Raw genomic sequence first — 22802 nt, 5'->3', positions numbered from 1 at the left:
GTCGTCCGGTGCGGTAGCGTTCCGATTCCCGTGTCGGACCGTCCGCAGCGGGGTGAGCGGAGGCACTGTTCCGATGGACGCTGTGCCCATGGACTACGTGACCGGGGGTGACGCAGAGCTGTCGATCCGGCGCATCGGGACGCACGGACACCGCTCCGGCACGATCGGCCCCCGACCGGACCACGTGGTCTTCTGGCTCGCCGACGGCCGTGCCCGCCTGACCGCGGACGACGGCTCGAGCTGGGACGTCGGCGCCGAACGCCCGATGATGCTCTCCGCCTCGGTCGCGTACGGCTTCGACACCGACGCCACGGCGATGACCCTGCTGCACCTGTCGCCGGCGTTGCTCGGCGGACGCGACGGCGACGGCGACGGCGGCGGCGGCGACCGCGGCGGCGACCGCGGCGGCGGCCCAGCGGCCGAGTTCCGGCAACCGGACGCCGCCGACCCTCGGATCGAACCCCTCCGAGCACTGCTCCGCGACGTCACCGGTCGCGTCCTCGACCCCGCGCTGCCGGCCGACGAGCGGGCCGCCCTGAACCGACGCATCGCGACGGTCGTGCTGTCGACGTTCTCACCGTCGCGGTCCGACGTCGAGCACCGGATGCGTCGTGCGATCCGCTTCGTGCACGACCAGGCCGACCGGCCGCTCTCGGTGGGCGACATCGCGGACTCGTGCGGCCTGAGCGAGCGCGGTGTGCAGGACCTCTTCCGCCGGCGGCTCGCGGTGACACCGATGCAGTACCTGCGCGAGGTCCGGCTCGACCGGGTCCACCTCGAACTCGGCCGATCGCGTTCGGGCGCGCTGCTGGTGAGCGACGTCGCCCGGCGCTGGCAGTTCTCGCACCTCGGGCGCTTCGCCGCCCACTACCGCGCACGCTTCGGCGAGCAGCCGCACGAGACGATCGCACGGGGTCCCGGCGCGGTCTGAACCGACCCGCGCTCAGCAGCCCGTCGTCGTCAGCGTGACCGTCGCGACGGCGTCGTTCGTCACCGTCGTCGTCTGCGGGCACAGCGAGCCCGCGCGGACGGTCACCTTGCCGAGCGGGACCCCCGCGAAGTCCGCGGTGCCACCGGGGAACACCCGCTGGTGCTCGGAGAGCTTGCCCGTCGACGCGAAGACCTTGACCTCGTACGGGCGGTCGGCGGCGTTGTCCGACACGGTGACCGAGACCTGACCGGTCGAGTCGTGGGCACCGCACCCCGCGAGCGTCAGCAGGGCCGCCGCGGCGAGGGCGACGGCGGGCAGGGCGCGGCGGGACACGCGTCCAGGGTAGTCCCGCGCCGGGCCGCGCCGGACCAGGGTCGGCCGCCGAACACTCGGCGAGCCTGCCCCGCGGACTGGGGTGGTGCGTCCTCCGTAGTGGGGACAGGACCTGTCCGGTTGGCGCGTTAGCGTGGGTGCATGCACTCGGAGACAGCGACGACCGTCCCAGTCACCGGCGCGCCCGACGCCGTGCGCCGAGCAGCGCTGCTCGCCGCACTCGACGTGGTCGAGGGTGGCGCCGAAGAGCGCTTCGACCGGATCACCCGCATCGCGCGTGAAGCCCTCGGTGTCTCCGGCTCCTTCCTGAACCTGGCGGGCGAGACCTCGCTGACCATCAAGTCCCAACAGAGCGACAGCCACTTCGGACCGGTCATCCCGCTGCAGGACACCTTCTGCGGGCGGACGCTGGGGGAGCGCGGCCCCGTGCTCGTGCCGGATGCGCGCATCGACGCCCGCTACTCCGACATGCCGATGGTCGTCGGCGACCCGAACGTGCGCTTCTACGCCGGGGTCCCGCTGCGGCTCGGCGACGACGACGTCAAGGTCGGCACGCTCTGCCTCATCGACCCGGAACCGCGGACCCTCGACGCCGACGAGGTCGCCCTGCTCCAGGAGCTCGGTGTCTGGGCCGAGCGGGAACTGGCAGCCGGCGCCGACGAGGACCGCCTGCGGTCCGTGCTCGCGGGGCTCGAACCCGGCACGGTCGACGTGCCCGGCTACCGGATCGCGGGGCTGTCGGTGCCGCACGGCGTCGTCTCCGGCGACTTCCACGACTGGCACCGTTCCGGCGACGACGCCGTGCACCTGACCGTGGCGGACGTCATGGGCAAGGGCATGTCGGCTGGGCTGCTCGCCGCGAACATCCGCGGCGCACTGCTCGCCCGCGGCGACCTGGCACCCGACGTCGCCGTCGCCGAGCTCGAGGCACAGGTCGCACCCGACCTCAGCCGCGCCGAGTCGTTCGCGACGATGTTCCACGGCCGCCTCACCCCCTCGACCGGCCGGATCGACTTCACCGACGCCGGACACGGGCTCGTCCTGCAGCTCCGCGACGACGGCGCCGAGCGCATCCTGCGGTCGTCGGACCTGCCGATCGGGCTGCACCCCGCGGGCATCGAACGTGCCTCCGGGTCGCTCGTCATGCGTCCGGGTGACGTGGTCATCGTGGTCAGCGACGGCGCGCTCGAGCTGTGGGACTCCACGCTCGCGTCGCTGTCGCAGCTCGGGGAGCTCTACCGCGGCTCGCCGGACATCGCGACGTTCCTCCAGCGGGTGCGGTCACGTGCGGTCGACCACGACCCGGGCGACGACCTGACCGTCGTCGTGGTCGCGCGCGACCTCTGACGACGAGCCGTCGGCAGGTCGTCGGCAGGCCGTACGCCGGTCGTCGGCAGGTCAGGACTGGTCGCTCGTCGACTGGTCACGACGTGCCGTCGGCGCGCCGCCGGGCGGTCACGAACGGTCGGGTACCGGGGGCCTGAACGACGGCTCGTGACCGGTCGCCGGACGTGAGCGGGGTGTCGTGACCGGTCGGGGCCCGCTCGGGGCCCGCGCAGCAGGCCCGCAGCAGGAACCGACTAGGCGCCGAGGCGCTCGATGAGCTCGGCGTAGCGCGCGGCGGTGCGGGACACGATCGCCTCGGGCAGCACCGGGGGCGTGCCCTGGCGGTCCCAGTTGGCGCTGAGCCAGTCGCGCACGATCTGCTTGTCGAAGGAGTCCGTCCGACCGTCGGCCCGGGCGTCCCAGTACCGGCTCGAGTCGCTGGTCAGGACCTCGTCCGCGATCCGGATCCGGCCGTCGGCGTCCTGCCCGAACTCGAACTTCGTGTCCGCGATCACGACGTCGCGCTCCAGGGCGATCGCCGCAGCCTCGGTGTACACGTGCAGCGACAGGTCGCGCAGGGTCGCCGCGACCTCGGCGCCGACCAGGTCGACGGTCTGCTCGTACGAGATGTTCTCGTCGTGCTCGCCCTGCGGTGCCTTGTAGGCAGGGGTGTAGATCGGCTCGGGCAAGCGGTCGCCGTTCGACAGCCCCTGGGGCAGGGCGACACCGCAGACGCTGCCGGACGCCTGGTACTCGGCCCAGCCGCTGCCGACCAGGTACCCGCGCACGACGCACTCGACGGGGAACATCTCGAGCGGCATGACGTGCATCGACCGTGACTCGACCTCAGCCGGTACGGGGGTGCCACCGGACGACGGGCCGATGATGTGGTTCGGCACGTCGCTCAGCTGCGTGAACCAGAAGCGCGACAGGCGGGTGAGCAGCTCGCCCTTGCCGGGGATCGGTGGCTCGAGTGCGAAGTCGTAGGCACTGACGCGGTCGGACGCCACGAGCAGCAGCTCGGACGCACTCTGGAGGTCGGCGGTGCCGGACGGCACGTACAGCTCGCGGACCTTGCCCGACGAGACGTGGTCCCAGCCCTCGATCACGGGCGCGGCGCTCATCGGGTGACCTTCGCGGCGATGTCGGTGCGGTACTGCGCGCCCTGCAGGGTGATGTCACCGAGGCCCGCGTAGGCACGCTCCCGTGCCTGGGCGAAGTCGGCCCCGGTCGCGACGACGCTGAGCACGCGGCCGCCGGTGGCGACGAGGCTGTCGTCGAGCACCCCGGTGGCGGCGTGTGCGACGGAGACGCCGTCGCGGGCGTTCGCGGCGTCGATGCCGGTGATCGGACGGCCGGTCTGCGGGTTCTCCGGGTAGCCCTCGCTCGCGAGCACGACCGTGACCGCCGCGTCCGGACGGAACGAGGGTGCCGGGGTGCCCCCGAGCTGGCCCGTTGCGGCGGCGAGCAGCAGTCCGCTCAGCGGCGTCGCCAGGCGGGGGAGGACGACCTGGGTCTCCGGGTCGCCGAAGCGGGCGTTGAACTCGATGACCCGGACGCCCTGCTCGGTGACGATGAGCCCGCAGTAGAGGAGCCCGACGAACGGGGTGCCCTCGTGCTCGAGACGACGGACGGTGGGCAGCGCGACCAGCTCGGTGACCTCGTCGACGAAGGCCTGCTCGGACGCCCACCGATCGGCCAGCCACGGCAGCGGCGAGTAGGCGCCCATGCCGCCGGTGTTCGGCCCGAGATCGCCGTCGGCCAGGCGCTTGTAGTCCTGCGCGGGGCTGAGCGGGCGGACGTCGTGGCCGTCGCTCAGGAAGAACAACGAGACCTCTTCGCCATCGAGGAACTCCTCGACCACGACGTGCCCGTGCTGCAGCCAGTAGGTGGCGTGGTCGATCGCGGCCTGACGGTCCTCGGTCACGAGGACGCCCTTGCCCGCGGCCAGCCCGTCGGCCTTCACGACGTACGGTGCGCCGAGCTCGTCGATCGCGGCGACGGCCTCTTCCGCCGTGCCGGCGTACACCGGGCGGCCGGTGGGCACGTTCGCCTCGGACATGATGCGCTTGGCGAAGGCCTTCGAGCCCTCGAGCTGCGCGGCGGCCTTGCCCGGCCCGAAGACCGGGATGCCCCGGGTGCGGACGGGGTCGGCCACACCGGCGATGAGCGGTGCTTCGGGCCCGACGACGACCAGCTCGACGCCGTTCTCGATCGCGTACTCGGCGACGAGTGCACCGTTGGTGGGGTCGAGGGAGACGGTCTCGACATCGGCGGCGATGCCGGCGTTGCCGGGAGCAGCCGTGATGACGTGGCCCGCCTGTTCAGCGAGGAGGGCCGTGATGATCGCGTGCTCGCGGGCACCGGAACCGAGGACGAGGATTCGCACCCGATCACCCTACCGATCAGGACTCGCCCGCCGCGAGGCGACGGCTAGCCTGTGGAGATGCCACCCAGGAGGATCGAGGACGCCGCCGGCCGCGCCGCACTGACCGCGGTGCAGCAGGGCGACTCGGCACGGGCGACCGTCGCGACGGCCGTCCGGTGGACCCTGCAGCGCCTCGCCGACGACGTGCCGGGCAACAGCGTCGAGGTCCGGGTGCCGCCGTTCGCCGCGGTCCAGGCCGTCCCCGGCCCGCGCCACACCCGTGGCACGCCGCCGAACGTTGTCGAGACGGACGCCACGACGTGGCTCGCGCTCGCGACCGCGGAGCTGACCTGGGACGAGGCCGTCGCGCAGTCGCGCGTCAGCGCGTCCGGCTCGCGTGCGGACCTGACGGCGTTCCTGCCGGTGCGGGTCGCGCTCTAGTCGCGTTCAGCACTACCTAGGCGGACGAACCGAATTAGGTAGTCCCTACCGATGCGGGCGCATGCACTGCGAACCTACGCTTGAAGTCGCCGGGATTCGGACCCGACCCGAACGGGTCCGAACCCGGCGACAGGGACCAAGGTACGCGATGTTCCACACAACGTGTCAACCGCCGCGGCGCGTCGTGCTGCAATGCGCAACGTTCTTGCGTCACGAGTGGACTCAGAAGAGTCCGGCGAGCTCCGAACGAGCATGCAGGTCCCACTTGCCGAACACGCGCGACAGGTGCGCGTCGATGGTCCGCGTCGAGAGCCCGAGCTCCTCGCCGATCAGGCGGTTGCTCAACCCCTGCGCCGCGAGCTCGGCGACCTGGTACTCGCGGTTCGTGAGCGGTGGTTTCGGCCGGCCGGCCGTGACCGCCATGCCGTGCGACGCGAGCACCCCCTGCGCCGCGATCACCCGCGTCCGGTCGCGTGCGGTCAGGGCGTCGGCGTATTCGACGATCGCCGCGGCGAGCGGACCGTCGACCCGAGCCGCTGCCTCGCGCATGCGACCGAGCGAGGTACCGGTCTCGCGTCCGTTCAGCATGTCCATCGCGTAGTGCAGCGTCTGCGCGTACATGACGTGCGTCCACCCACCGCTCGCCGTCCCGCGGTCGATGATGTCGTCGGCGTGCCGGAGCCCGGCCGGGTTGCCGAGCACCGCCTCGGTCCAGGCGATCGTCACCGCGACCTGCTCGCCCGTGATCCGCATCGCCCGCTGCGGGGTGGCCCTCGCCCGGTCGAGCGCACGTGTCGCGTCCTCGGTTCGACCGGCGTAGGCGTACGCCATCGCGAGCCGCGCCCACGGGTAAGCAGCGAAGCCGCCGTGGTCCGCGACGTCGTACCGCTCGCAGGCTGCCGAGAACGCCGCGATCGCGTCGTCCCAGCGCCGTTGGCCGATGGCGAGGTTGCCGTCGCCGATGAGTTCGAGGGTGAAGTCGTACTTCAGGTACGGGTTGGATCGTCGGACCGGCACCTCGGTGAGCAGGTCGGCGAGGTCGCCGCGCCAGACCTGCACCTGGTGCAGCACTGAAACGATCTCACCGACGCTCCACGGTGCGTCCTCGAGGTGCTCGATCGCGGTGGCCAGTGCCCGGCGACCGAGGGCCGAGGCGTCGTCGAGCCGACCGGCCGTGGCGAGCGCCATGATCGCGCAGGGGGCGACGCACAGGAACGCGAACGGGATCGTCGGGGCGTGCACGATGCCGCTGCGCTCGAGTTCGGCGCGGACCTCGTCGAAGCGGCCGCCCCAGCCGAGGTGCGCGAGGCGCAGCAGGCGGAGCCGTTCGACCGCGTCGCCGGACACCAGTCGGCTCGCGACGTCGGTGAGCGCGACCGCTGCCAGCACGTCGTCGTCGTGGAACTGCCGGATGTTGGCGAGGATCTCGCAGGCCTCGACCACGAGGGCGTCGTCCACCGTGCCGGGGTCCGCACGGGCGACGGCCCAGGCAGCCTCGGCGTCGGCGCGACCGGCCTCGCGCCCGTCGGTGTACGAGTACGCCAGCGACCGCAGGCAGCGCGCGGCGACCTGCTCGTTCGGGTGCAGCGTCCGCCGGAGCGCTGCGGAGGCGAGGGCGATCGCGCTCTCGTGCTCCTGCAGCCGCACCGCGACCTGCGCCGCGTCGAGCAGCTGCTCGACCGGGGGCACGACACCGCAGTCGAGCGCCCAGAGCGCTGACCGCAACCGTGCGGCGGGCGGGGCGCCCTCGGGACTGTCGGTGCGGAAGGCGTTCGCGCGGGCGAAGAGTGCCGTGCGGCGGGCGACCGGCACCAGGCCGCGGATCACGTCGCCGACGAGCAGGTGCTGCGGACGGGCCACCGCGGCGCCGTCGTCGAGCGAGTCGATCCGGACCAGCCCGAGCGCGACCACGCGGTCGACGTCGCCGCCGCTGACCAGGCCGAGCAGTCGCGCGAGCGGGATCGGGTCGGCCAGCGCCACGATGTCGACGACGTCGCGCAGGTCCTCCGGCAACGAGCCGAGTTCCGTCCGGTACATGTCGGCGAGGCTGTTCGACGCCGTCACCCGGCCGCGCCAGTACCACCCGGACGCCGTGTGCTCGAGGGCACCCGAGGTGCGGGCGGCGCGGACGACCTCGCGCAGGTAGAGCGGGTTGCCGGCGGTCGCACGGTGCACCCGTTCGGCCGAGGCGTTCTCGAGCTGCGAGCCCAGCGCCTCGGCCACCAGGGCCGACGTCTCGCGCAGGCTGAGTGGCGCGAGGTCGATGCGCTCGAGCAGGTCGTCCTGCCACAGGGCGCGGAGCGGCTCCGGCAGCGCGGTGAAGTCACGGCAGGTCAGGACGAGCCGCGCACCCTGGTGCCGGACGAGCCACGCCACGTACCGGGCGGAGATCGCGTCGAGGTGGTCGGCGTCGTCGACGCGCAGCAGGACGTCGCGGTCCGCCAGGTCGGCGATCGCCCGGAGGCGCTGCTCGGCCCCGGCGTCGTCGGACAGTTCGGACAGGGTCGCCGGCAGCTCGCCGAAGCGGTCCGAGATCGCGCCGAAGGGCATCGATCGCCCGGAGGCGACGGCGGTGATGGGCACCACGACCGTGCGCCCGGTGGCGTCCCGTCCGGCGACGCGGTCGGTGACGCGGGCGGCGACGGTGCTCTTGCCGAGACCCGGGGCGCCGACGAGCGCGACGCTCCACTGGTGCTCTGCGACGACGGACACGGCACGGTCCTCTTCGTGGCGTTGCATCACGGGCCAGGTCACGCGCGCCGGGGTGCTCGGGGTGCGACCTCGCCCCCGTACGGTCCGTTCTCGCATCCGTGTCACCTCCAGCCCTTGGGATACCAACGCGTACGGATCATCCTCTCCTGGATCGGACTGCGCGGACAGGCCGGGAGACGTCCCACAGTGGGGGACAATGGGTGGGTGAGCAACACCGATCGACCCGACGACCAGCCGGTCCCGGCCCCTGCGCCGAACGCCGTCTCCACCTCTGACGAGGTCACGATCCGTCGTGCCCCGAAGTTCGGGGTGTTCATCGTCGGCGGTGCGGTGCTCGGGTTCATTGCGACCCTGATCGTCGTCTCGCTCACCATGAACCTCGGTGGCCAGCAGGAGGAGTCGAGCTTCGGCAGCCTGGTGGGCTACTTCAGCCTGTGGGGCGTCACGATCGGTGCCTTCGTCGGCGCGGTCGTCGCCGTCGTGTTCGACCGGGTCTTCGCCCGGCGCGCGGCCCGGCTGACGGCGGAGCGTGTCGAGGTCGAGCTGCCGCCCGAGACGGTCGACGGCGAGATCGACGAGCACGGCGACCAGCGGCCGTAGCCGCGACCGCTTCCAGACGGGAGGCCCGTTGCCAGCTGGCAACGGGCCTCCCGTCCGTATTGCGGTTGCGTCTCGGACGCGACCTAGCTGAGCTGGTTCGCCTCGACCCAGGACAGGTACTCCGGGCTCACGGTGCCCGTGACGTACTCGCCCGTGAAGCAGCTCATCTCGAGGTCGGTCACGTCGGAGCCCTCGATGATGGCGTCCCGCATGTCGCCGATCTCCTGGTAGATCAGGTGATCGCTGCCGAGCACGCGGTTGATCTCCGGGATCTTCCGGTCGTGCGCGATGAGCTCGTCGCGCGTCGGCATGTTGATGCCGTAGACGTGCGGGAACCGGACCGGGGGAGCGGCGCTCGTGAAGGTGACCTCGTTCGCACCGGCGGCGCGGGCCATCTCCACGATCTCCTTGCTCGTCGTGCCGCGCACGATCGAGTCGTCGACGATCAGGATGTTCTTGCCCTTGAACTCCGACGACATCGCGTTGAGCTTCTGCCGGACGGACCGCTTGCGCTCCGCCTGGCCCGGCATGATGAAGGTCCGGCCGACGTAGCGGTTCTTGTAGAAGCCCTCGCGGTACTCGATGCCGAGCTTCCGCGCGACCTGCATGGCTGCGGGTCGGGACGAGTCCGGGATCGGCATCACGACGTCGATGTCACCGGTCGGCGCGTACTGCTCGATGGTGTCCGCCAGCCGGTTGCCGAGGCGCAGGCGGGCGTCGTAGACCGAGATGCCGTTCATGACCGAGTCGGGACGAGCCAGGTACACGTACTCGAACGAGCACGGTACGAGCCGCGGGTTCTTCGCGCACTGCCGGGCGTGCATCTGCCCGTTCATCTCGATGAAGATCGCTTCGCCCGGGGCGACGTCGCGCACGATCTCGTAGCCGCCGGACTCGAGCACCAACGACTCGCTCGCGACGACCCACTCGGGCTGGCCGGCCTCGTCGAACTTGTGGCCGAGGATGAGCGGCCGGATGCCGAACGGGTCGCGGAAGGCCAGGAGCCCGTGGCCGGCGATCGTGGCGATCGTGGCGTACGAGCCCTCGACCCGCTCGTGCACGCGCTCGACGGCGTCGAAGACCTGCCCGGGGTCGAGGTCGGTGCCGCGGACCTGTCCCTGCAGCTCGTGCGCCAGCACGTTCACCAGGAGCTCGGTGTCCGACGTGGTGTTGAGGTGCCGACGGTCGATGTCGAACAGTTCACGCGTCAGTTCCCGCGTGTTGGTGAGGTTGCCGTTGTGGACGAGGACGATGCCGTACGGCGCGTTCACGTAGAACGGCTGCGCTTCTTCCTCGTTGCTCGCCGCGCCCTTGGTGGCGTAGCGCACGTGGCCGAGGCCCATGGTGCCGAGGAGGGCGCGCATGTCACGGGTTCGGAACGACTCCCGCACGTGGCCGCGGGTCTTGTGCATGTGGTGCACGTGACCCTCGACCGTGGCGATGCCCGTCGAGTCCTGCCCGCGGTGCTGCAGGAGGAGCAGTGCGTCGTAGATGGATTGGTTGGCGGGGCCCTGTGCAACGAGGCCGACGATGCCGCACATTCGCGGGTGTGCTCCAGACCGTAGAATCGGGGGGTACCGAACAAGTCTGCCATGTCACCGCGAAGGACTCCGCATGCCCAACCCGTACGCCGAAGCCGGAGTGGACACCGCTGCCGGTGACCTGGCCGTCGAACTCATGAAGTCCGCAGTCGCGGCGACGCACAACAGCCACGTGCTGGGCGGCGTGGGCGGCTTCGCCGGACTCTACGACGTGTCGTTCCTGAAGGACTTCTCACACCCGTTGCTCGCGACCTCGACCGACGGCGTCGGCACCAAGGTCGCCATCGCCCAGGCGATCGACAAGCACGACACCATCGGGCAGGACCTGGTCGGCATGGTCGTCGACGACATCGTGGTGGTCGGTGCGAAGCCGCTGTTCATGACCGACTACATCGCCTGCGGGCGCGTCGTGCCGAACCGCATCGCCGACATCGTCGCCGGGATCGCCCGCGGCTGCTCGGCGACGGGCACCGCGCTGGTCGGTGGCGAGACCGCCGAGCACCCCGGGCTGCTCGGCCCGGACGACTACGACGTGGCCGGTGCCGCGACCGGTGTCGTCGAGGCCGGTTCGCAGCTCGGTGCCCACCTGGTGCAGGACGGCGACGTCGTGCTCGCCATCGAGTCGTCCGGGCTGCACTCGAACGGGTACTCGCTCGTCCGGCACATCCTGGCGTCGCGCGGGGTCGGGTACACCGACCAGCTGGCCGAGTTCGGCGGCGTCTCGGTCGGCGAAGCCCTGCTCGAGCCCACCCGCCTGTACACGACGCCGCTGCTGGAGCTGCTCGAGCAGCACCCGGGCGCCGTGCACTCCCTGTCGCACGTGACCGGTGGTGGCATCGCGGCGAACCTGGCGCGCGTGCTGCCCGTCGGCTCGTGGATCGAGGTCGACCGCTCGACCTGGCAGCCGCTTCCGGTCTTCCGCGTGCTCGCCGACATGGCCGGCACGCCGATCGAGGACACCGAGGGCACCTGGAACCTGGGCATCGGCATGTTCGCCGTGGTGTCCGCCAGCGCCGCGGTGGACGTCATCGAGTCGCTCGGCGTGGCCGGGATGCCCGCGTGGCCCGTCGGCACGATCGCCACGTCGGCCCGCGACCTGACCGGCTTCGAGCAGGGCGCCAAGGGCGTCGACGGCGGTGCCGTGCGGCTCGTCGGGAGCTACGCCGCCTGAGCCTGTCGGCCACGCCCGTCACGCAGGCCGCGTGGCGGGCGTTCGTCGTGCCTCCAGGCCGCAGGACCTGCCGTCAGGTGTCCGCCGAGTGGCCACGAAGTGCCGCTCGGTCCGGCCGCGGGCGGCACTTCGTGACCACTCGGCGTTCCCCGCGTGGGGAGTCGTGACCGGTCCGCGTCATCCGCGTGGGCACGCAGAAACGCCGCGCTGCCCGGAGGCGCGCGGCGTGACGGCTGTGCCGGTCAGGCGGACTTGTTCTGGTCCGCTTCGGTCTCGAACTCGTCGGATTCGTCTGCCGCTTCGGGACCGTACTGGTCCGCCCAGCGGTCGACGAGATCGTCATCGGAGTGTTGTCCGGCGGAGAGCTCCTGCTCGAGTGCACCGTAGTTCGTCTGCGGGCTGAAGTACTTCAGCTCACGGGCGACCTTGGTGTGCTTCGCCTTTTGACGGCCGCGCCCCATGCGTGACCCCCTCGTTCGGCTCTGGTCCGGTCCTGGCGAATGACGGAAGATCACTCGGGGAACCAGACGGTTCGTGGTTTGAAATCTGCCGATCACTCTACCATGTACCTCGATCTGGACGTCGCCGCGACGGCTCCGTGCACAGGAGAATCGAAGTGATGACCGAACCCCTCGAGAACCCAGCCGACCAGTCCGCCCGTGTCGTCGTCATCGGTGCGGGGCAGGCCGGACTGTCGGTGGGATACCACCTGCGCCGCCTGGGGCTCGTGCCCGGCACCGACCTGGTGCTGCTCGATCGGGCCCCGAGCACGGGTGGCGCCTGGCAGTTCCGGTGGGAGGCCCTTCGGCTCGGCGCGGCGCACCGCGTGCACGACCTGCCGGGGATGCGGGCGATGGGGCTCCAGTTCGACGACGCCGATCGGTCACGACCCGCCCGGGACGTCGTGGGGGAGTACTACCGGCGGTTCGAGCAGCACTACGACCTGCGGGTCCGGCGTCCGGTCTCGGTGCCGTCGGTCTCGCGCACCGCGGACGGCCGACTGTGCGTCACGACCCGCTCCGCCGACGGCACCGAGACCCGGATCCGCGCCGACGTCGTGGTGAACGCATCGGGCACGTGGGGCACGCCGTTCGTGCCGTGGTACCCGGGCCGAGGCGCGTTCCGCGGACGACAGCTCGACACGACCGAGTACCGCAGCGCCGCGGAGTTCGCCCGGCAGGACGTCGTCGTGGTCGGCGGCGGAACGAGTGCCATCGGTTTCCTGCTCGAACTCGACGGTGTCGCGCGGTCGACCCACTGGTTCACCCGGCGGCCGATGGTGTGGGCGGACTCCTCGTCGCTCGACCTCGAGTCGGCGGTCGCAGCGGTCGACGAGCAGGACCGGGCAGCTCGTGCCGGCGAGGTGCTGCCGAGCATCGTGAGCGGCACGGGTGTGCCGGTCTCGCGGCGGATCCGGGCGGGCATCCACCGCGGGGTCCTGCGTGACCAGCCGATGTTCACCCGGATGGACGAGACCGGCGTGGTGACGGCCGACGGCACGCACGTGCACGCTGACGCGGTGCTCTGGGCGACCGGGTTCCGGCCTGACCTGCGGCACCTCGCGCCGCTGCACCTGCGGACCGCGGCCGGCGGGGTCGTCGTGGCGGACGGGCGCTCGGTCGACGAGCCGCGGTTGTTCCTGGCGGGCTACGGGCCGCAGGCGTCGACGATCGGGGCGAACCGGGCCGGACGGCTCATCGCCCGCCAGGTGATGGACGTGCTCGCCGCCGCGTGAGCCGCTCCGCCTGGTGCGAGGTTGACCACCCGGTGCGAGGTTCTTTCGGCGCACCGGGTGATCAACCTCGCACCAGGGGCGCAGGGCGGCGCAGCGCGGGTCAGGCGGGCAGGGGCTCCTGCACGCCACGACGGCGACGGGACGACGCCAGGAACACGGCGTCGAGCGAGAACCGCCCCGGGCCGGTCAGCGCCACGACGAGCGACCCGACTGCCAGGACGAGCACGTACTCGAAGCCGCCGTCCTGCGAGTAGAAGCCGGACGACGCGTGCGCGAGCAGCCCCGCGACGACCATGTCGACGGCGAGCAGGACGCCCACGACGCGGGTCGCGACGCCGAGCACGAGCAGCACGCCGCCGACGAGTTCGAGGCCCGCCACCAGGGGCGCGGCGACGTCGGCGAGCGGGACGCCCATGCCGGAGAAGCCCTGGGCGACGTTCGGGATGCCCTGGGCGAACTTCTGGGCGCCGTGGGCGATGAACACCACCCCGAGGACGATGCGGAGCGCGGTCAGGCCGATGGAGGTCGATGTCGTTCGCATGGCCACGAAGCTAACCGGTGACGCGTCATCGAACCCCCTCGTCCGGGGGTCTGCCCGGACTTCACCAGAACATGCCCAGGCTGGGGTCCGCCGAAGGGCGGACCCGCTCTCAGGAACCCGTGGTGTCGGTGCCGCGGCCGGTCTGCTGCTGCAGGCGGTCGATGTGCTCCGAGGCCTCAGCCTTGGTCAGGTCGGCGGAGAGTTCTTCGCCGGCTTCGCGGGCCAGGGTGTCGAGGTAGCTGCGCTGGGGTCCGGTCATCGGCTCGTCACCGGTGACCCACTGCTCGGGGTCCTTGCTCGCGTCGGTCGACGGGTCCGGACGGGCGCCGCCGAGGGTCTCTTCTGCATCACTCATGCCGAGGACGCTACGCCGCACCCCCGACGCACCCCGCAGGCGCGTGTCCCCCGTCAGACCGGCGTGGCCGAGTACCGCACCAGGTCCGGACCGACCGCACTCGTGGCGATCGGAACGGTCCGACCCTCGCGCCGGACCCAGATCGTCGCGGCCTGCTCGTCGATCCGCTCGACCTCGTGCAGCGAGCCGTCGAGCAGCACGGTCGCGGACACCACGACCCGGCCACTGGACGGCCGCGGGGGCAGCCCGGGGACGTCGTCGTCGTACGCCGCGTACTCGCCGGGCTGCAGGAACGGGGACACCGGAGCGGTCACGACCTCGAAGCCCTCGTCGACCTCGGCGACCGCCACGAGGCGCACCGCCTGGTCCGTCGGCAGGGGGACGTCGACCACCCAGGGCGCCTCGGAACCGGCCAGTGCGCGGAAGGCGGGGCGACCGTCGGGGGCGAGTCGTGCCTCCAGGCCGTCGATCCGGACCCGTCCGCGACCGCGCGAATCGGCGTAGAGACCGGGCTCGATGCCGGACTGCCGCGCTTCGAGCCGGGTGATGACCACGCGGTCCGGGCGGTACCAGTCGCGGAGCGTCGACGGGTCGACCCACCCGACGCTGGGGACGCCGCGCGACAGCGCTGCCGACTCGTCGGCGGCGCGCTCGTCGAGCGCACCCAGGGGGTGTTCGCCGCGCACCGCGACGAGTCCTTCGTGGCGGCTGCCCGCGACGGGCTCGTGGTCCAGCACCTCGACGCGCTTCGACACCTTGCCGCCGTGGCCGTCGAACGTGGCGAACGTCCGCAGGTCGGTGATCGTCATGACGTCAGATGCTACGACTCGTCGCCCCGGCGCGGCGAGGTCGGCACGAGCGCGTGCAGCTCACCGGTGCACTGCGCGGGGTCGACGCCCTCGGCGGGACCGGCCGGTCGGGTCGCGCGACGCGGCTGCAGGCTGTTCCGCTGCGCGGACCGGGCCAGGCGATCGTCGACGACACCGTCGGCAGGCACTCCGGCCGAGCCGGCGAGGGACCGGCGGAGCGGGGGCCGCACGGGCTCGCCGCGACGTTCCTGACCGGGGAGCGGACGCGACCGGCGGCCGTACAGCAGTTCGGACGAATCGAGCAGCCACGGCACCAGCGCCACGGTGACGCCGTGCACGAGCAGGAGCTTCTTGCGGATGCGACGGCCGCGGTGGTTGTGGAGCAGGCCCTCCCACCAGTGACCGACGATGAAGATCGGCGTGTAGACGGTGACGACCTCGGAGCCGTGCTCGAGCCGGTGCGCCTTGATGTACTTGATGAGCGGCATCGAGATGTCGCGGTACGGACTCGGCACGATGGTCAACGGCATCCGGATGCCGTACTCGGCCCACTGGTCGCGCAGGTGCTGGGCATCGGCGTCGTCGATCGCGACGTGGACCGCCTCGCAGCTGGCGTGCTCGGCCGCGATCGCGTAGTCGAGGGCCTTGAGCACGGGCTTCTGCAGCTTGTTCACGAGCACGACGGCGTGGTCGCCGGTGGCGCCGAACTCGGTCTCGACGTCGGCCTCGATCTCGTGCGAGACGTCGCGGTAGTAGCGGTTCACGCCGAGCATGAGCACGTACAGGATCGGCATGATCAGGAACACGAGCCAGGCGCCGTGCGTGAACTTGGTGATCGTGACGATGACCAGGACGACCAGGGTGAACGTGGCACCGATCGCGTTGATGGTCCGGGAGCGCAGCACCTGCGCACGGTTGACGGACGGATCGGCGGTGCCGGCCCGGTCCGCGCGCAGCAGGCGCGTCCAGTGCACGACCATGCCCGTCTGCCCGAGGGTGAACGACACGAAGACGCCGATGATGTAGAGCTGGATGAGGCTCGTGACGTTCGCCCGGTACACCACGAGCAGCGCCGCGGCGACGAGCGCCAGGACGATGACGCCGTTCGAGTAGATGAGCCGGTCGCCGCGGGTGGACAGGGCCTTGGGGGCGTAGGAGTCGCGGGCCAGGATCGAGCCGAGCAGCGGGAACCCGTTGAACGCCGTGTTCGCGGCGAGGAGCAGGACCGCGGCCGTCGTCGCCTGGATGACGAAGAACAGCACCGAGTTGTCACCGAACGTCGCCGCCGCGATCTGGGCGATGAGGGAGCGCTGCGGCGTCGTGGCGCAGTCCGCGAACCCCTGCAGGTCGCAGGCGCGTTCGGCGTAGTGCACGCGGGACACGAGCGCGAGCGTGATGAGCCCGATGAACAGGACGATCGCGATGCCGCCCATCGCCACCAGGGTCGCCTGCGCGTTCTTGATCTTCGGGCGTCGGAAGGCCTGCACGCCGTTCGCGATGGCCTCGACGCCGGTGAGGGCCGAGCAGCCGGAGGCGAAGGCGCGGAGCAGCAGCAGGATGAACGCCGCCTGCGTCGTGTGCTCGACGTTGTCGACGGTGTACCCGGCGGACTCGGCGACCGGGGCGTGCCCTGAGGCGACGCGGACCAGGCCGGTGACGACCATCACGAAGACCGACGCCACGAACAGGTAGGTGGGGATGGCGAAGGCCTTGCTCGACTCCCGCACGCCGCGCAGGTTCGTGGCGGCGAGGAGCACGACGAACACGAGCGCGAGTTCGACGCGGACGTCGTTCAGCATCGGCAGGGCCGAGATGATGTTGTCCACGCCGGAGGCCACCGACACGGCGACCGTCATGACGTAGTCGACGAGCAGCGCGCTCGCGACGACCAGCCCGGCCTTCTCGCCGAGGTTCCGGTGCGCGACCTCGTAGTCGCCGCCGCCGGACGGGTACGCCTTGATGAGCTGCCGGTAGGACGCGACGACCACCACGAGCAGCAGCACGACGAGCGCGGCCACCCACGGTGCGAAGGTCAGGAACGACATCCCGCCGAGCAGCAGGATCATCAGCAGTTCCTGCGGTGCGTACGCGACGGAGGACAGCGGGTCACTCGCGAAGATCGGCAGGGCCAGGTGCTTCGGGAGGAGCTGTCCTTCGAGCTTCTCAGAGGGGAGGGGATCCCCGATCAGTCGCGCTTTCAGCGACCGGACCTCGTTCGTCACGAGCGGCAAACCTACTCAGTTCCGGGCGGGAGTCAACACGGGTGCCCGGGCGGTCATTCCCGGTCGGTCGCGTGTCGTCGACTCCGCACCCCGATCACCCCTTGCAGTTGACGCGGCGTCAACCTCTACGGTGGGCTGCATGAGGGATCCGTCAGACATCGCCACCGCAGCTGCGAAAGCACCGCACGGCATCGCCGACGTGGCGCGATCCGCCGGGGTGTCGAGTCGCACGCTCCGCCACTACGACGCCATCGGGCTGCTGCCGGCCACCGCCGTCGGCGACGGCGGACTCCGCCGCTACGACGACCGGGCACTCGTCCGGCTGCAGCGCATCCTGCTGCTGCGCGGCCTCGGCATCGGGCTGCCCGACATCCGCCGGGTCCTCGACGGCGAGCAGGACGACGTCGCCGCCCTCACCGCGCACGTCGCCTGGCTCGAACGCGAGCGGGACCGCCTCGCCCGGCAGCTCGCCGCCGTGCGCACCACCATCACCAGGATCGAGAACGGGGACACCATGAACGCCACGGACACCTTCGACGGGTTCGACCAGACCCGCTTCAAGCACGAGGTCGAGGAGCGCTGGGGGGCGGACGCCTGGCAGCGCGGCACCGCCTGGTGGGACGCGAAGGACACCGCGGGCAAGCAGGCGTTCCAGGACGAACTGCGCGCGATCGCCCGGGACGCCGCAGCGCTCGCCGCGTCCGGAGACGGCTCGGACTCGCCGGCCGCGCAGGCACTGGCGCGGCGGCAGTTCGCGTGGCTCGCCGAGTCGGCGCCGCCGGCGGACCTCACCGCGGAGCGGTTCCGGACCCTCGCCGAGATGTACGTGCACGACGAGCGGTTCGCACACGCCTACGACTGGGCCGGAGCGGGTGCGGCACGTGCGCTGCGCGACGCGATGGTCGCGTTCGCCGACGCCGGGCTGTAGCGCGCCGACCGCAGGCTGGGGCGCGCGAACGGAACCAGGTTCCGGTCACGACACCACGGATCGGCGTGGTGCTGTGTCCGGAACCTGGTTCCGTGGGTGGGGCTGTGCGGGGTGGGCGGTGCGACGGGCGGCCGGGAGGCACGGGTCGCGACCGCCTGTCGGCCGCGGGCCGTCAGAGCGACTTGCGCAGGGCCTCCAGGCCGTCACGCAGACGCGTCACGGTGTCCGCACGGAGCGTGCCGCGGGTCGCACGTCGGCGCAGGTCCGCGCGGACCTGCTGCCGGAACGACGACAACGCCATCTCGAGCTCGCGCAGGGCGCGGGCGCTCTCCGACGGGACCGAGACGGGCTCCTCGTGGGAACCGGTGCCGGGGCTCTCCGCCGAGGCGGCGAGGTCGGCACGGAGGGAGCGCATCGCCTCGCCGACCGAGGCGCGGACGCCGTCGGCCAGGGACTTCACCGAGTCGGCGACCCCGGATTCGACCGCGGCGATCTCGTCGGCACGGGCCGCGAGTTCGGTGCGGCCGGCCTCGGTGATCGCGTAGACGGTCTTGCGGCCGTCGGCGGTCTTCGAGACGAGGCCCTCTTCTTCGAGCTTCGCGAGCCGCGGGTACACGGTGCCGGCGCTCGGCACGTAGGTACCGCCGAACCGGTCGCCGAGGGCCTGGATGAGCTCGTAGCCGTGCATCGGGTGGTCCGCCAGCAGCACGAGCAGGTACAGGCGGAGGTGGCCGTGGGCGAAGACGGGACTCATGCGGGCACCTCGCCGTCGTTGGTCGGGGCGGTCGGGGCGGCCGGGGTGGTCGGAGCAGTCGGCGGAGCCGGGGTGGTCGGCGCGGCCGGGGTCGTCGGGGCCGCGGTCGGTTCCGCTGCTGCCGGCGGGGCGTGCAGCACCGCGATGTCGCCGGAGACCGAGTTCACGCGCAGGTCCAGCCACTGGCCGGCCAGCTCGCCACCCTGCTTGACGTACGAGCCGCGCACACCGCGGATCTCGGAGTCGTCGAACTGGAGCTTGCCGGAGGCCGTGCTGACGGTGCACTGGTAGGCGACACCGTCCTCGAGCCGGACGCTCACGCCACCCGAGACCGTGTTGACGCGCGCCGACTCCGGCACGCCGTGCAGGTCGAGCACGACGTCGGCCGAGACACCGTCCGCCTGGAACCGCGGGATCTCGCCCGTGGCCACGACGTCACCCGAGACCGTGTGGACCGTCAGGGCGCCGTCCAGCTCGCGGATCGTCGTCGCGCCCGACACGGCGTTGACCGTGACGTCGCCGGCGACACCGTCGACCACGAGGTCGCCGGACACCGTGTTGAGCATCGCGCCGCGGTTCGTGCCGGACAGCAGGGCACCCGCCGAGACGACCCCCAGGGTGACCGAGGCGTCGCGGGGGACCAGGATGCTGACGTCCGCGTGGGCCTTGCCGCGGAACGACTTGAGGAACCCGATGGGGTCGTCCCACCGGATCTGCGGGTGGTCGACGGTGAGCGTGTCGCCGTCGACCTCGATCTTCAGTTGCTTGCCGGACACGCTGTGGACCTCGACCCGTGCGGTGGGTTCGTCGTGTGCCACGACGTCCACCTGACCACCGACGAGTCCGACACGGAGTGTGCGGACGATGCCGGTGTCGATGACCTTGGGCTCGTCGACGAGCCATTTCTCCTGCGTCATGTTGCTTCCTCCAACTCGCGATGTATCGCGTCTGTGGAGGTCACGCTATATCGCGAGTCGACGAGGCGCAAGGGTGCCGGGCGGATGGTGAGCAGAAATGGTCGGGTGGGGCCCTGCGACCCGACCATTCCTGCTCACGAAGCGTGCGCGACGGAGGTGGGACGGGCCTCCCGGACGACCCGGCGCTCGGGGCTCCACGGGAACCGGCGGAAGAACGGCATGAGCGGCTGCACCATCGGGCCGATCGCGAAGGCGGCGATGACGGTGCCGGCCCCGACGTTCCCGCCGAGGATCCAGCCGACGACGACGACGGACACCTCGACCAGGGTGCGCGCGAGCCAGAGCGGCCAGCCGAGGCGCTCGTGCAGCCCGACCATCAGGCCGTCACGGGCCCCGGTGCCGAACCCCGCGCCGATGTAGAACGCCGTCGCCACGGCGAGCAGCACCAGTCCCGCGACGAACAGGGCGATCCGGGCGAGTAGACCGGACGGCTCCGGCACGAGCCAGAGCACCAGGTCGGCGCTCGGCCCGATCGCCAGCGCGTTCAGCAGCGTGCCGATGCCCGGTTTCTGGCGCAGGGGGATCCAGAACAGCAGGATCACGCCGCTCGACACGACGGTGATGACGCCGAACGACCACGGCACCACGTTCTCGAGGCCCTGCGTCAGGACGGTCCACGACGAGACGCCGACGACCGCTCGGACCTGCAGCGCGGTGGAGGCGCCGTAGAGGAACAGGCCGACGAAGAGCTGGACGAAGCGGAACGTGAGGGCGGTGCTGCGGGACATGGGTTCATCGTCGATGCGGATTGGACTGCTGGTCGAGAGCCAATCGCGCTACCGTGGACCCATGACACCCGTGCTGTTGAGTGCCCGATCTGCTGCCCTGCTGCTCACCGACTGGCGCGACGGCACCGACGCCCCGGCGTACGAAGCACTGTCCGACGCCATCCGGGTGCTCGTCATCGACGGCCGGGTCGCGCAGGGCGTGCGACTGCCGGCGGAGCGTGGGCTCGCGACCGCGCTCGGCATTTCCCGCACGACCGTGGCGAACGCCTACGCCCGACTGCGGTCCGACGGGTTCGTCGTGTCGATCCGTGGCTCCGGCAGCGTGGTCCACCTGCCCGCGTCCCTGATCGGTCGTCCCGACCCGGAACGGCTCGGCGGGGTGGTCGACGGCGAGCTCCTCGACCTGCGGAAGGCCGCGCTGCACTCGGCACCGGGGATGGCCGAGGCCGTCGAGCGGGCGGTTCGACACGTGCCCGCGGCGCTCGCCGGCATCGGGTACGACACCGTCGGCGACCCCGGGCTCCGCGCCGCCATCGCCGACCGGTACACCGAGCGCGGACTGCCGACCGACCCGTCCCAGGTGATCGTGACGATCGGCGCGCAGCACGCCATCGCGCTGCTCGCACGGGTGCTCGTCCGTCGCGGGGACGCCGTGCTCGTCGAGTCCCCGACCTACCCGCACGCGCACGAGGCGTTCCGCGAGGCCGGCGGACGACTCGTCGGCGTGCCCGTCGACGCGCGGACCGGGTGGGACGCCGCCGCGCTCGAGACGACGCTGCGGCGGACCGCCCCGGCCGTCGCCTACGTCATGCCCGAGCTGCACAACCCGACCGGAGCGACCATGTCCGCGTCGACCCGCCAGCTGCTGCTGTCGGTCGCGGCGTCGGTCGGCACGACGGTGGTCGCCGACGAGACGATGGGCGAGCTACGGATCGACGGCGCGCCGTCGCTGCCGCTGGCAGCAGCGGACCCGTCGGGTGCGTCGGTCGTGATGATCGGGTCGGCCGACAAGGTCTTCTGGGGCGGCCTGCGGATCGGCTGGATCCGGGCCGCACCGGCCCTCCTGCAGCGGCTGCTCGCCGCCCGCCCGACGGGCGACCTCGGCACCCCCGTCCTCGACCAGCTGGTCGCGCGGGAGCTGGTCCCACGCACGGCGGCCGTCCTGGAGGCGCGGCGCGAGTACCTGCGACAGGGTCGCGACGACGTCGTGGGCGCGCTCAGGGCACGACTCCCCGAGTGGGACGTCCCGTCGCCCGCAGGCGGGCTGACGACGTGGGTGGGCCTCGGGCGACCGGTGTCGAGTGCGCTCGTGCTGGCCGCGCGGTCCGAGGGCGTGGTGCTGGCATCCGGCGGGGTGTTCGGCCCGGACGGCGGGTTCGAACGGTTCCTGCGGGTGCCGTTCACGATGGCGCCGGCGGACCGCGGTCGTCTGGTGGACGTGCTCGAACGGGCGTGGGCTCGGGTCGGTGGGGAGTCCGCCGGGGTGCGGGGGTCGCTCGCCGCGGTGGTGTGAGCAGTCGTGGGGTCATCCTCTGGGGTGATGGGCTGGGGTCGTTCTCGCTCCGTGGGGTGATGTGCGCGGCGGCGGACGACGCGATGCTGATGCCATGAACGCGACCCTGTCCGCCGGTGCTCCGGCGCCTGCTGCGTCCCCGTCGTCCGCGTCGCCGTCCGAGCCGTGCCCCGCGGTGCCGGCTCTGGTGCGCGTCACGATGGCCCTGAGCGGTGCGCTGCTCGCCGGTGTGCTGACCTCGTTCGGGCAGACCGTGCCCGCACTGTCGTCGGTCGCCAACTCGGCCGGCCCCTGGTTCCTGGTCGCCGTCGCGCTGTGCATCGGCGCCGGAGCCCGTGCCGGCCGGTTCGCCCTGCCGCTCGCGATGCTGCTCGGCGTCGTGCTGCTCGAACTCATGCACGTCGGCTACTGGGCCACGACGAACCTGCGCGGCTACCCGGACTTCCTGTCCGTCACAAACCTGTGGGTGCTGCTCGGCGTCCCCGCCGGGCTGCTCGCCGGTGCGGTCGCCGTGTTCGTCCGCTCCCGCGACGCCCGCTGGCGTGCCGGAGCGTTCGGGGTCACCGCCGCGATCCTGATCGGCGAGGGGGTGCGGGCGCTGCTGCAGGTGGTGGCCACGACCGGCCCGGTGACCTGGGTGGTCGAGATCGTCGTCGGCATCCTCGTGCTCGTCGTCGGGGTGGCCACCGCCCGGTCGTCGGTCGGCCGCGTGATCGCCCTCGGCAGCGGCGTGCTCGGCACCGTCGGCGTGCTCGGCGCGTACCTGCTGCTCGGTGGCTGACCCGACGGCTGACCCGAAGGCCTGATGCGGACGCGC

22 protein-coding genes are annotated in these 22802 nt (G+C 71.9%); 9 read left to right on the top strand and 13 right to left on the bottom strand.

Annotated elements, in window-relative coordinates; all coding sequences use genetic code 11:
- Nucleotides 1-88: 88 nt before the first annotated feature.
- Nucleotides 89-931, top strand: coding sequence for a helix-turn-helix transcriptional regulator (locus EDF23_RS07385; protein ID WP_131921264.1), 843 nt, complete (start codon nt 89-91; stop codon nt 929-931).
- Between the two features lie 12 nt (nt 932-943).
- On the opposite strand, the gene EDF23_RS07380 is transcribed toward EDF23_RS07385, so the two are convergent.
- Complete coding sequence (locus tag EDF23_RS07380) at nt 944-1264, bottom strand: hypothetical protein (RefSeq protein WP_131921263.1); 321 nt, start codon at nt 1262-1264, stop codon at nt 944-946.
- A 141-nt stretch (nt 1265-1405) separates the two neighbouring features.
- Here EDF23_RS07380 and EDF23_RS07375 point away from each other — a divergent pair, with 141 nt between their 5' ends.
- Complete coding sequence (locus tag EDF23_RS07375) at nt 1406-2611, top strand: GAF domain-containing SpoIIE family protein phosphatase (RefSeq protein WP_131921262.1); 1206 nt, start codon at nt 1406-1408, stop codon at nt 2609-2611.
- Between the two features lie 233 nt (nt 2612-2844).
- On the opposite strand, the gene EDF23_RS07370 is transcribed toward EDF23_RS07375, so the two are convergent.
- Nucleotides 2845-3714: a phosphoribosylaminoimidazolesuccinocarboxamide synthase gene (locus EDF23_RS07370; protein ID WP_131921261.1), complete on the bottom strand. Its 870-nt coding sequence runs from the start codon at nt 3712-3714 to the stop codon at nt 2845-2847.
- Nucleotides 3711-4979 carry a phosphoribosylamine--glycine ligase gene (gene purD, locus EDF23_RS07365; protein ID WP_131921260.1) on the bottom strand — a complete coding sequence of 423 codons (1269 nt, stop codon included), beginning with the start codon at nt 4977-4979 and terminating at the stop codon, nt 3711-3713. The genes EDF23_RS07370 and purD overlap by 4 nt, the downstream gene beginning before the upstream one ends.
- Before the next feature lie 57 nt (nt 4980-5036).
- Here purD and EDF23_RS07360 point away from each other — a divergent pair, with 57 nt between their 5' ends.
- Entirely contained in the window at nt 5037-5399 is a 363-nt protein-coding gene (locus EDF23_RS07360) for a sterol carrier family protein (RefSeq protein WP_131921259.1), read from the top strand.
- A gap of 222 nt (nt 5400-5621) precedes the next feature.
- Here EDF23_RS07360 and EDF23_RS07355 read toward each other — a convergent pair whose 3' ends face one another.
- The gene (locus EDF23_RS07355) at nt 5622-8111 is read right to left on the bottom strand and encodes a LuxR C-terminal-related transcriptional regulator (protein ID WP_165901045.1); all 2490 of its coding nucleotides are present in this window, start codon (nt 8109-8111) and stop codon (nt 5622-5624) included.
- Nucleotides 8112-8315: 204 nt separating this feature from the next.
- On the opposite strand from EDF23_RS07355, the gene EDF23_RS07350 reads away from it, so the two are divergent.
- Nucleotides 8316-8711, top strand: a complete 396-nt coding sequence (locus tag EDF23_RS07350) for a hypothetical protein (RefSeq protein WP_111085569.1) — start codon at nt 8316-8318, stop codon at nt 8709-8711.
- A gap of 83 nt (nt 8712-8794) precedes the next feature.
- Here EDF23_RS07350 and purF read toward each other — a convergent pair whose 3' ends face one another.
- Nucleotides 8795-10252 carry an amidophosphoribosyltransferase gene (purF, locus tag EDF23_RS07345; protein ID WP_111085568.1) on the bottom strand — a complete coding sequence of 486 codons (1458 nt, stop codon included), beginning with the start codon at nt 10250-10252 and terminating at the stop codon, nt 8795-8797.
- Between the two features lie 73 nt (nt 10253-10325).
- Here purF and purM point away from each other — a divergent pair, with 73 nt between their 5' ends.
- The gene (purM, locus tag EDF23_RS07340; RefSeq protein ID WP_123937526.1) at nt 10326-11423 is read left to right on the top strand and encodes a phosphoribosylformylglycinamidine cyclo-ligase; all 1098 of its coding nucleotides are present in this window, start codon (nt 10326-10328) and stop codon (nt 11421-11423) included.
- Nucleotides 11424-11665: 242 nt separating this feature from the next.
- Here the strand turns inward: purM and EDF23_RS07335 are convergent, their stop codons facing one another.
- Complete coding sequence (locus EDF23_RS07335) at nt 11666-11884, bottom strand: DUF3073 domain-containing protein (RefSeq protein ID WP_111085566.1); 219 nt, start codon at nt 11882-11884, stop codon at nt 11666-11668.
- 158 nt (nt 11885-12042) lie between these two features.
- Here EDF23_RS07335 and EDF23_RS07330 point away from each other — a divergent pair, with 158 nt between their 5' ends.
- Nucleotides 12043-13158: an NAD(P)-binding domain-containing protein gene (locus tag EDF23_RS07330; protein ID WP_131921257.1), complete on the top strand. Its 1116-nt coding sequence runs from the start codon at nt 12043-12045 to the stop codon at nt 13156-13158.
- A 100-nt stretch (nt 13159-13258) separates the two neighbouring features.
- Here EDF23_RS07330 and EDF23_RS07325 read toward each other — a convergent pair whose 3' ends face one another.
- The 4 genes from EDF23_RS07325 to EDF23_RS07310 all read right to left on the bottom strand — a co-directional run bounded on the left by EDF23_RS07325 (nt 13259) and on the right by EDF23_RS07310 (nt 17094).
- Entirely contained in the window at nt 13259-13699 is a 441-nt protein-coding gene (locus tag EDF23_RS07325) for a DoxX family protein (protein ID WP_123671966.1), read from the bottom strand.
- 109 nt (nt 13700-13808) lie between these two features.
- Nucleotides 13809-14054 (bottom strand): DUF3072 domain-containing protein, encoded by a 246-nt coding sequence (locus tag EDF23_RS07320; RefSeq protein ID WP_123293659.1) that lies wholly within the window; start codon nt 14052-14054, stop codon nt 13809-13811.
- A gap of 53 nt (nt 14055-14107) precedes the next feature.
- Entirely contained in the window at nt 14108-14863 is a 756-nt protein-coding gene (locus EDF23_RS07315; RefSeq protein ID WP_111085562.1) for a hypothetical protein, read from the bottom strand.
- An 11-nt stretch (nt 14864-14874) separates the two neighbouring features.
- On the bottom strand, nt 14875-17094 hold the full coding sequence (locus EDF23_RS07310; RefSeq protein ID WP_131921256.1) for an APC family permease: 2220 nt from the start codon (nt 17092-17094) through the stop codon (nt 14875-14877).
- A gap of 130 nt (nt 17095-17224) precedes the next feature.
- On the opposite strand from EDF23_RS07310, the gene EDF23_RS07305 reads away from it, so the two are divergent.
- Complete coding sequence (locus EDF23_RS07305) at nt 17225-18013, top strand: MerR family transcriptional regulator (RefSeq protein WP_131921255.1); 789 nt, start codon at nt 17225-17227, stop codon at nt 18011-18013.
- Between the two features lie 172 nt (nt 18014-18185).
- Here EDF23_RS07305 and EDF23_RS07300 read toward each other — a convergent pair whose 3' ends face one another.
- From EDF23_RS07300 to EDF23_RS07290, 3 genes are all read right to left on the bottom strand, one after another.
- The gene (locus tag EDF23_RS07300; RefSeq protein WP_131921254.1) at nt 18186-18767 is read right to left on the bottom strand and encodes a PadR family transcriptional regulator; all 582 of its coding nucleotides are present in this window, start codon (nt 18765-18767) and stop codon (nt 18186-18188) included.
- Nucleotides 18764-19684, bottom strand: a complete 921-nt coding sequence (locus EDF23_RS07295; RefSeq protein WP_131921253.1) for a DUF4097 family beta strand repeat-containing protein — start codon at nt 19682-19684, stop codon at nt 18764-18766. The genes EDF23_RS07300 and EDF23_RS07295 overlap by 4 nt, the downstream gene beginning before the upstream one ends.
- Before the next feature lie 134 nt (nt 19685-19818).
- Nucleotides 19819-20472, bottom strand: coding sequence for a hypothetical protein (locus EDF23_RS07290; protein ID WP_123293664.1), 654 nt, complete (start codon nt 20470-20472; stop codon nt 19819-19821).
- Between the two features lie 61 nt (nt 20473-20533).
- Here EDF23_RS07290 and EDF23_RS07285 point away from each other — a divergent pair, with 61 nt between their 5' ends.
- On the top strand, nt 20534-21985 hold the full coding sequence (locus EDF23_RS07285; protein ID WP_131921252.1) for a PLP-dependent aminotransferase family protein: 1452 nt from the start codon (nt 20534-20536) through the stop codon (nt 21983-21985).
- Between the two features lie 94 nt (nt 21986-22079).
- Nucleotides 22080-22766 carry a DUF6518 family protein gene (locus EDF23_RS07280; RefSeq protein ID WP_131921251.1) on the top strand — a complete coding sequence of 229 codons (687 nt, stop codon included), beginning with the start codon at nt 22080-22082 and terminating at the stop codon, nt 22764-22766.
- Nucleotides 22767-22802 lie beyond the last annotated feature (36 nt).

Origin of the sequence: Curtobacterium sp. PhB128 (assembly GCF_004340725.1) — a bacterium.
In the GTDB taxonomy this organism is placed as follows: Bacteria; Actinomycetota; Actinomycetes; order Actinomycetales; family Microbacteriaceae; genus Curtobacterium.
The sequence above is the reverse complement of the archived record's forward strand: the minus strand, read 5'-3'. Positions and strand labels throughout refer to the sequence as shown.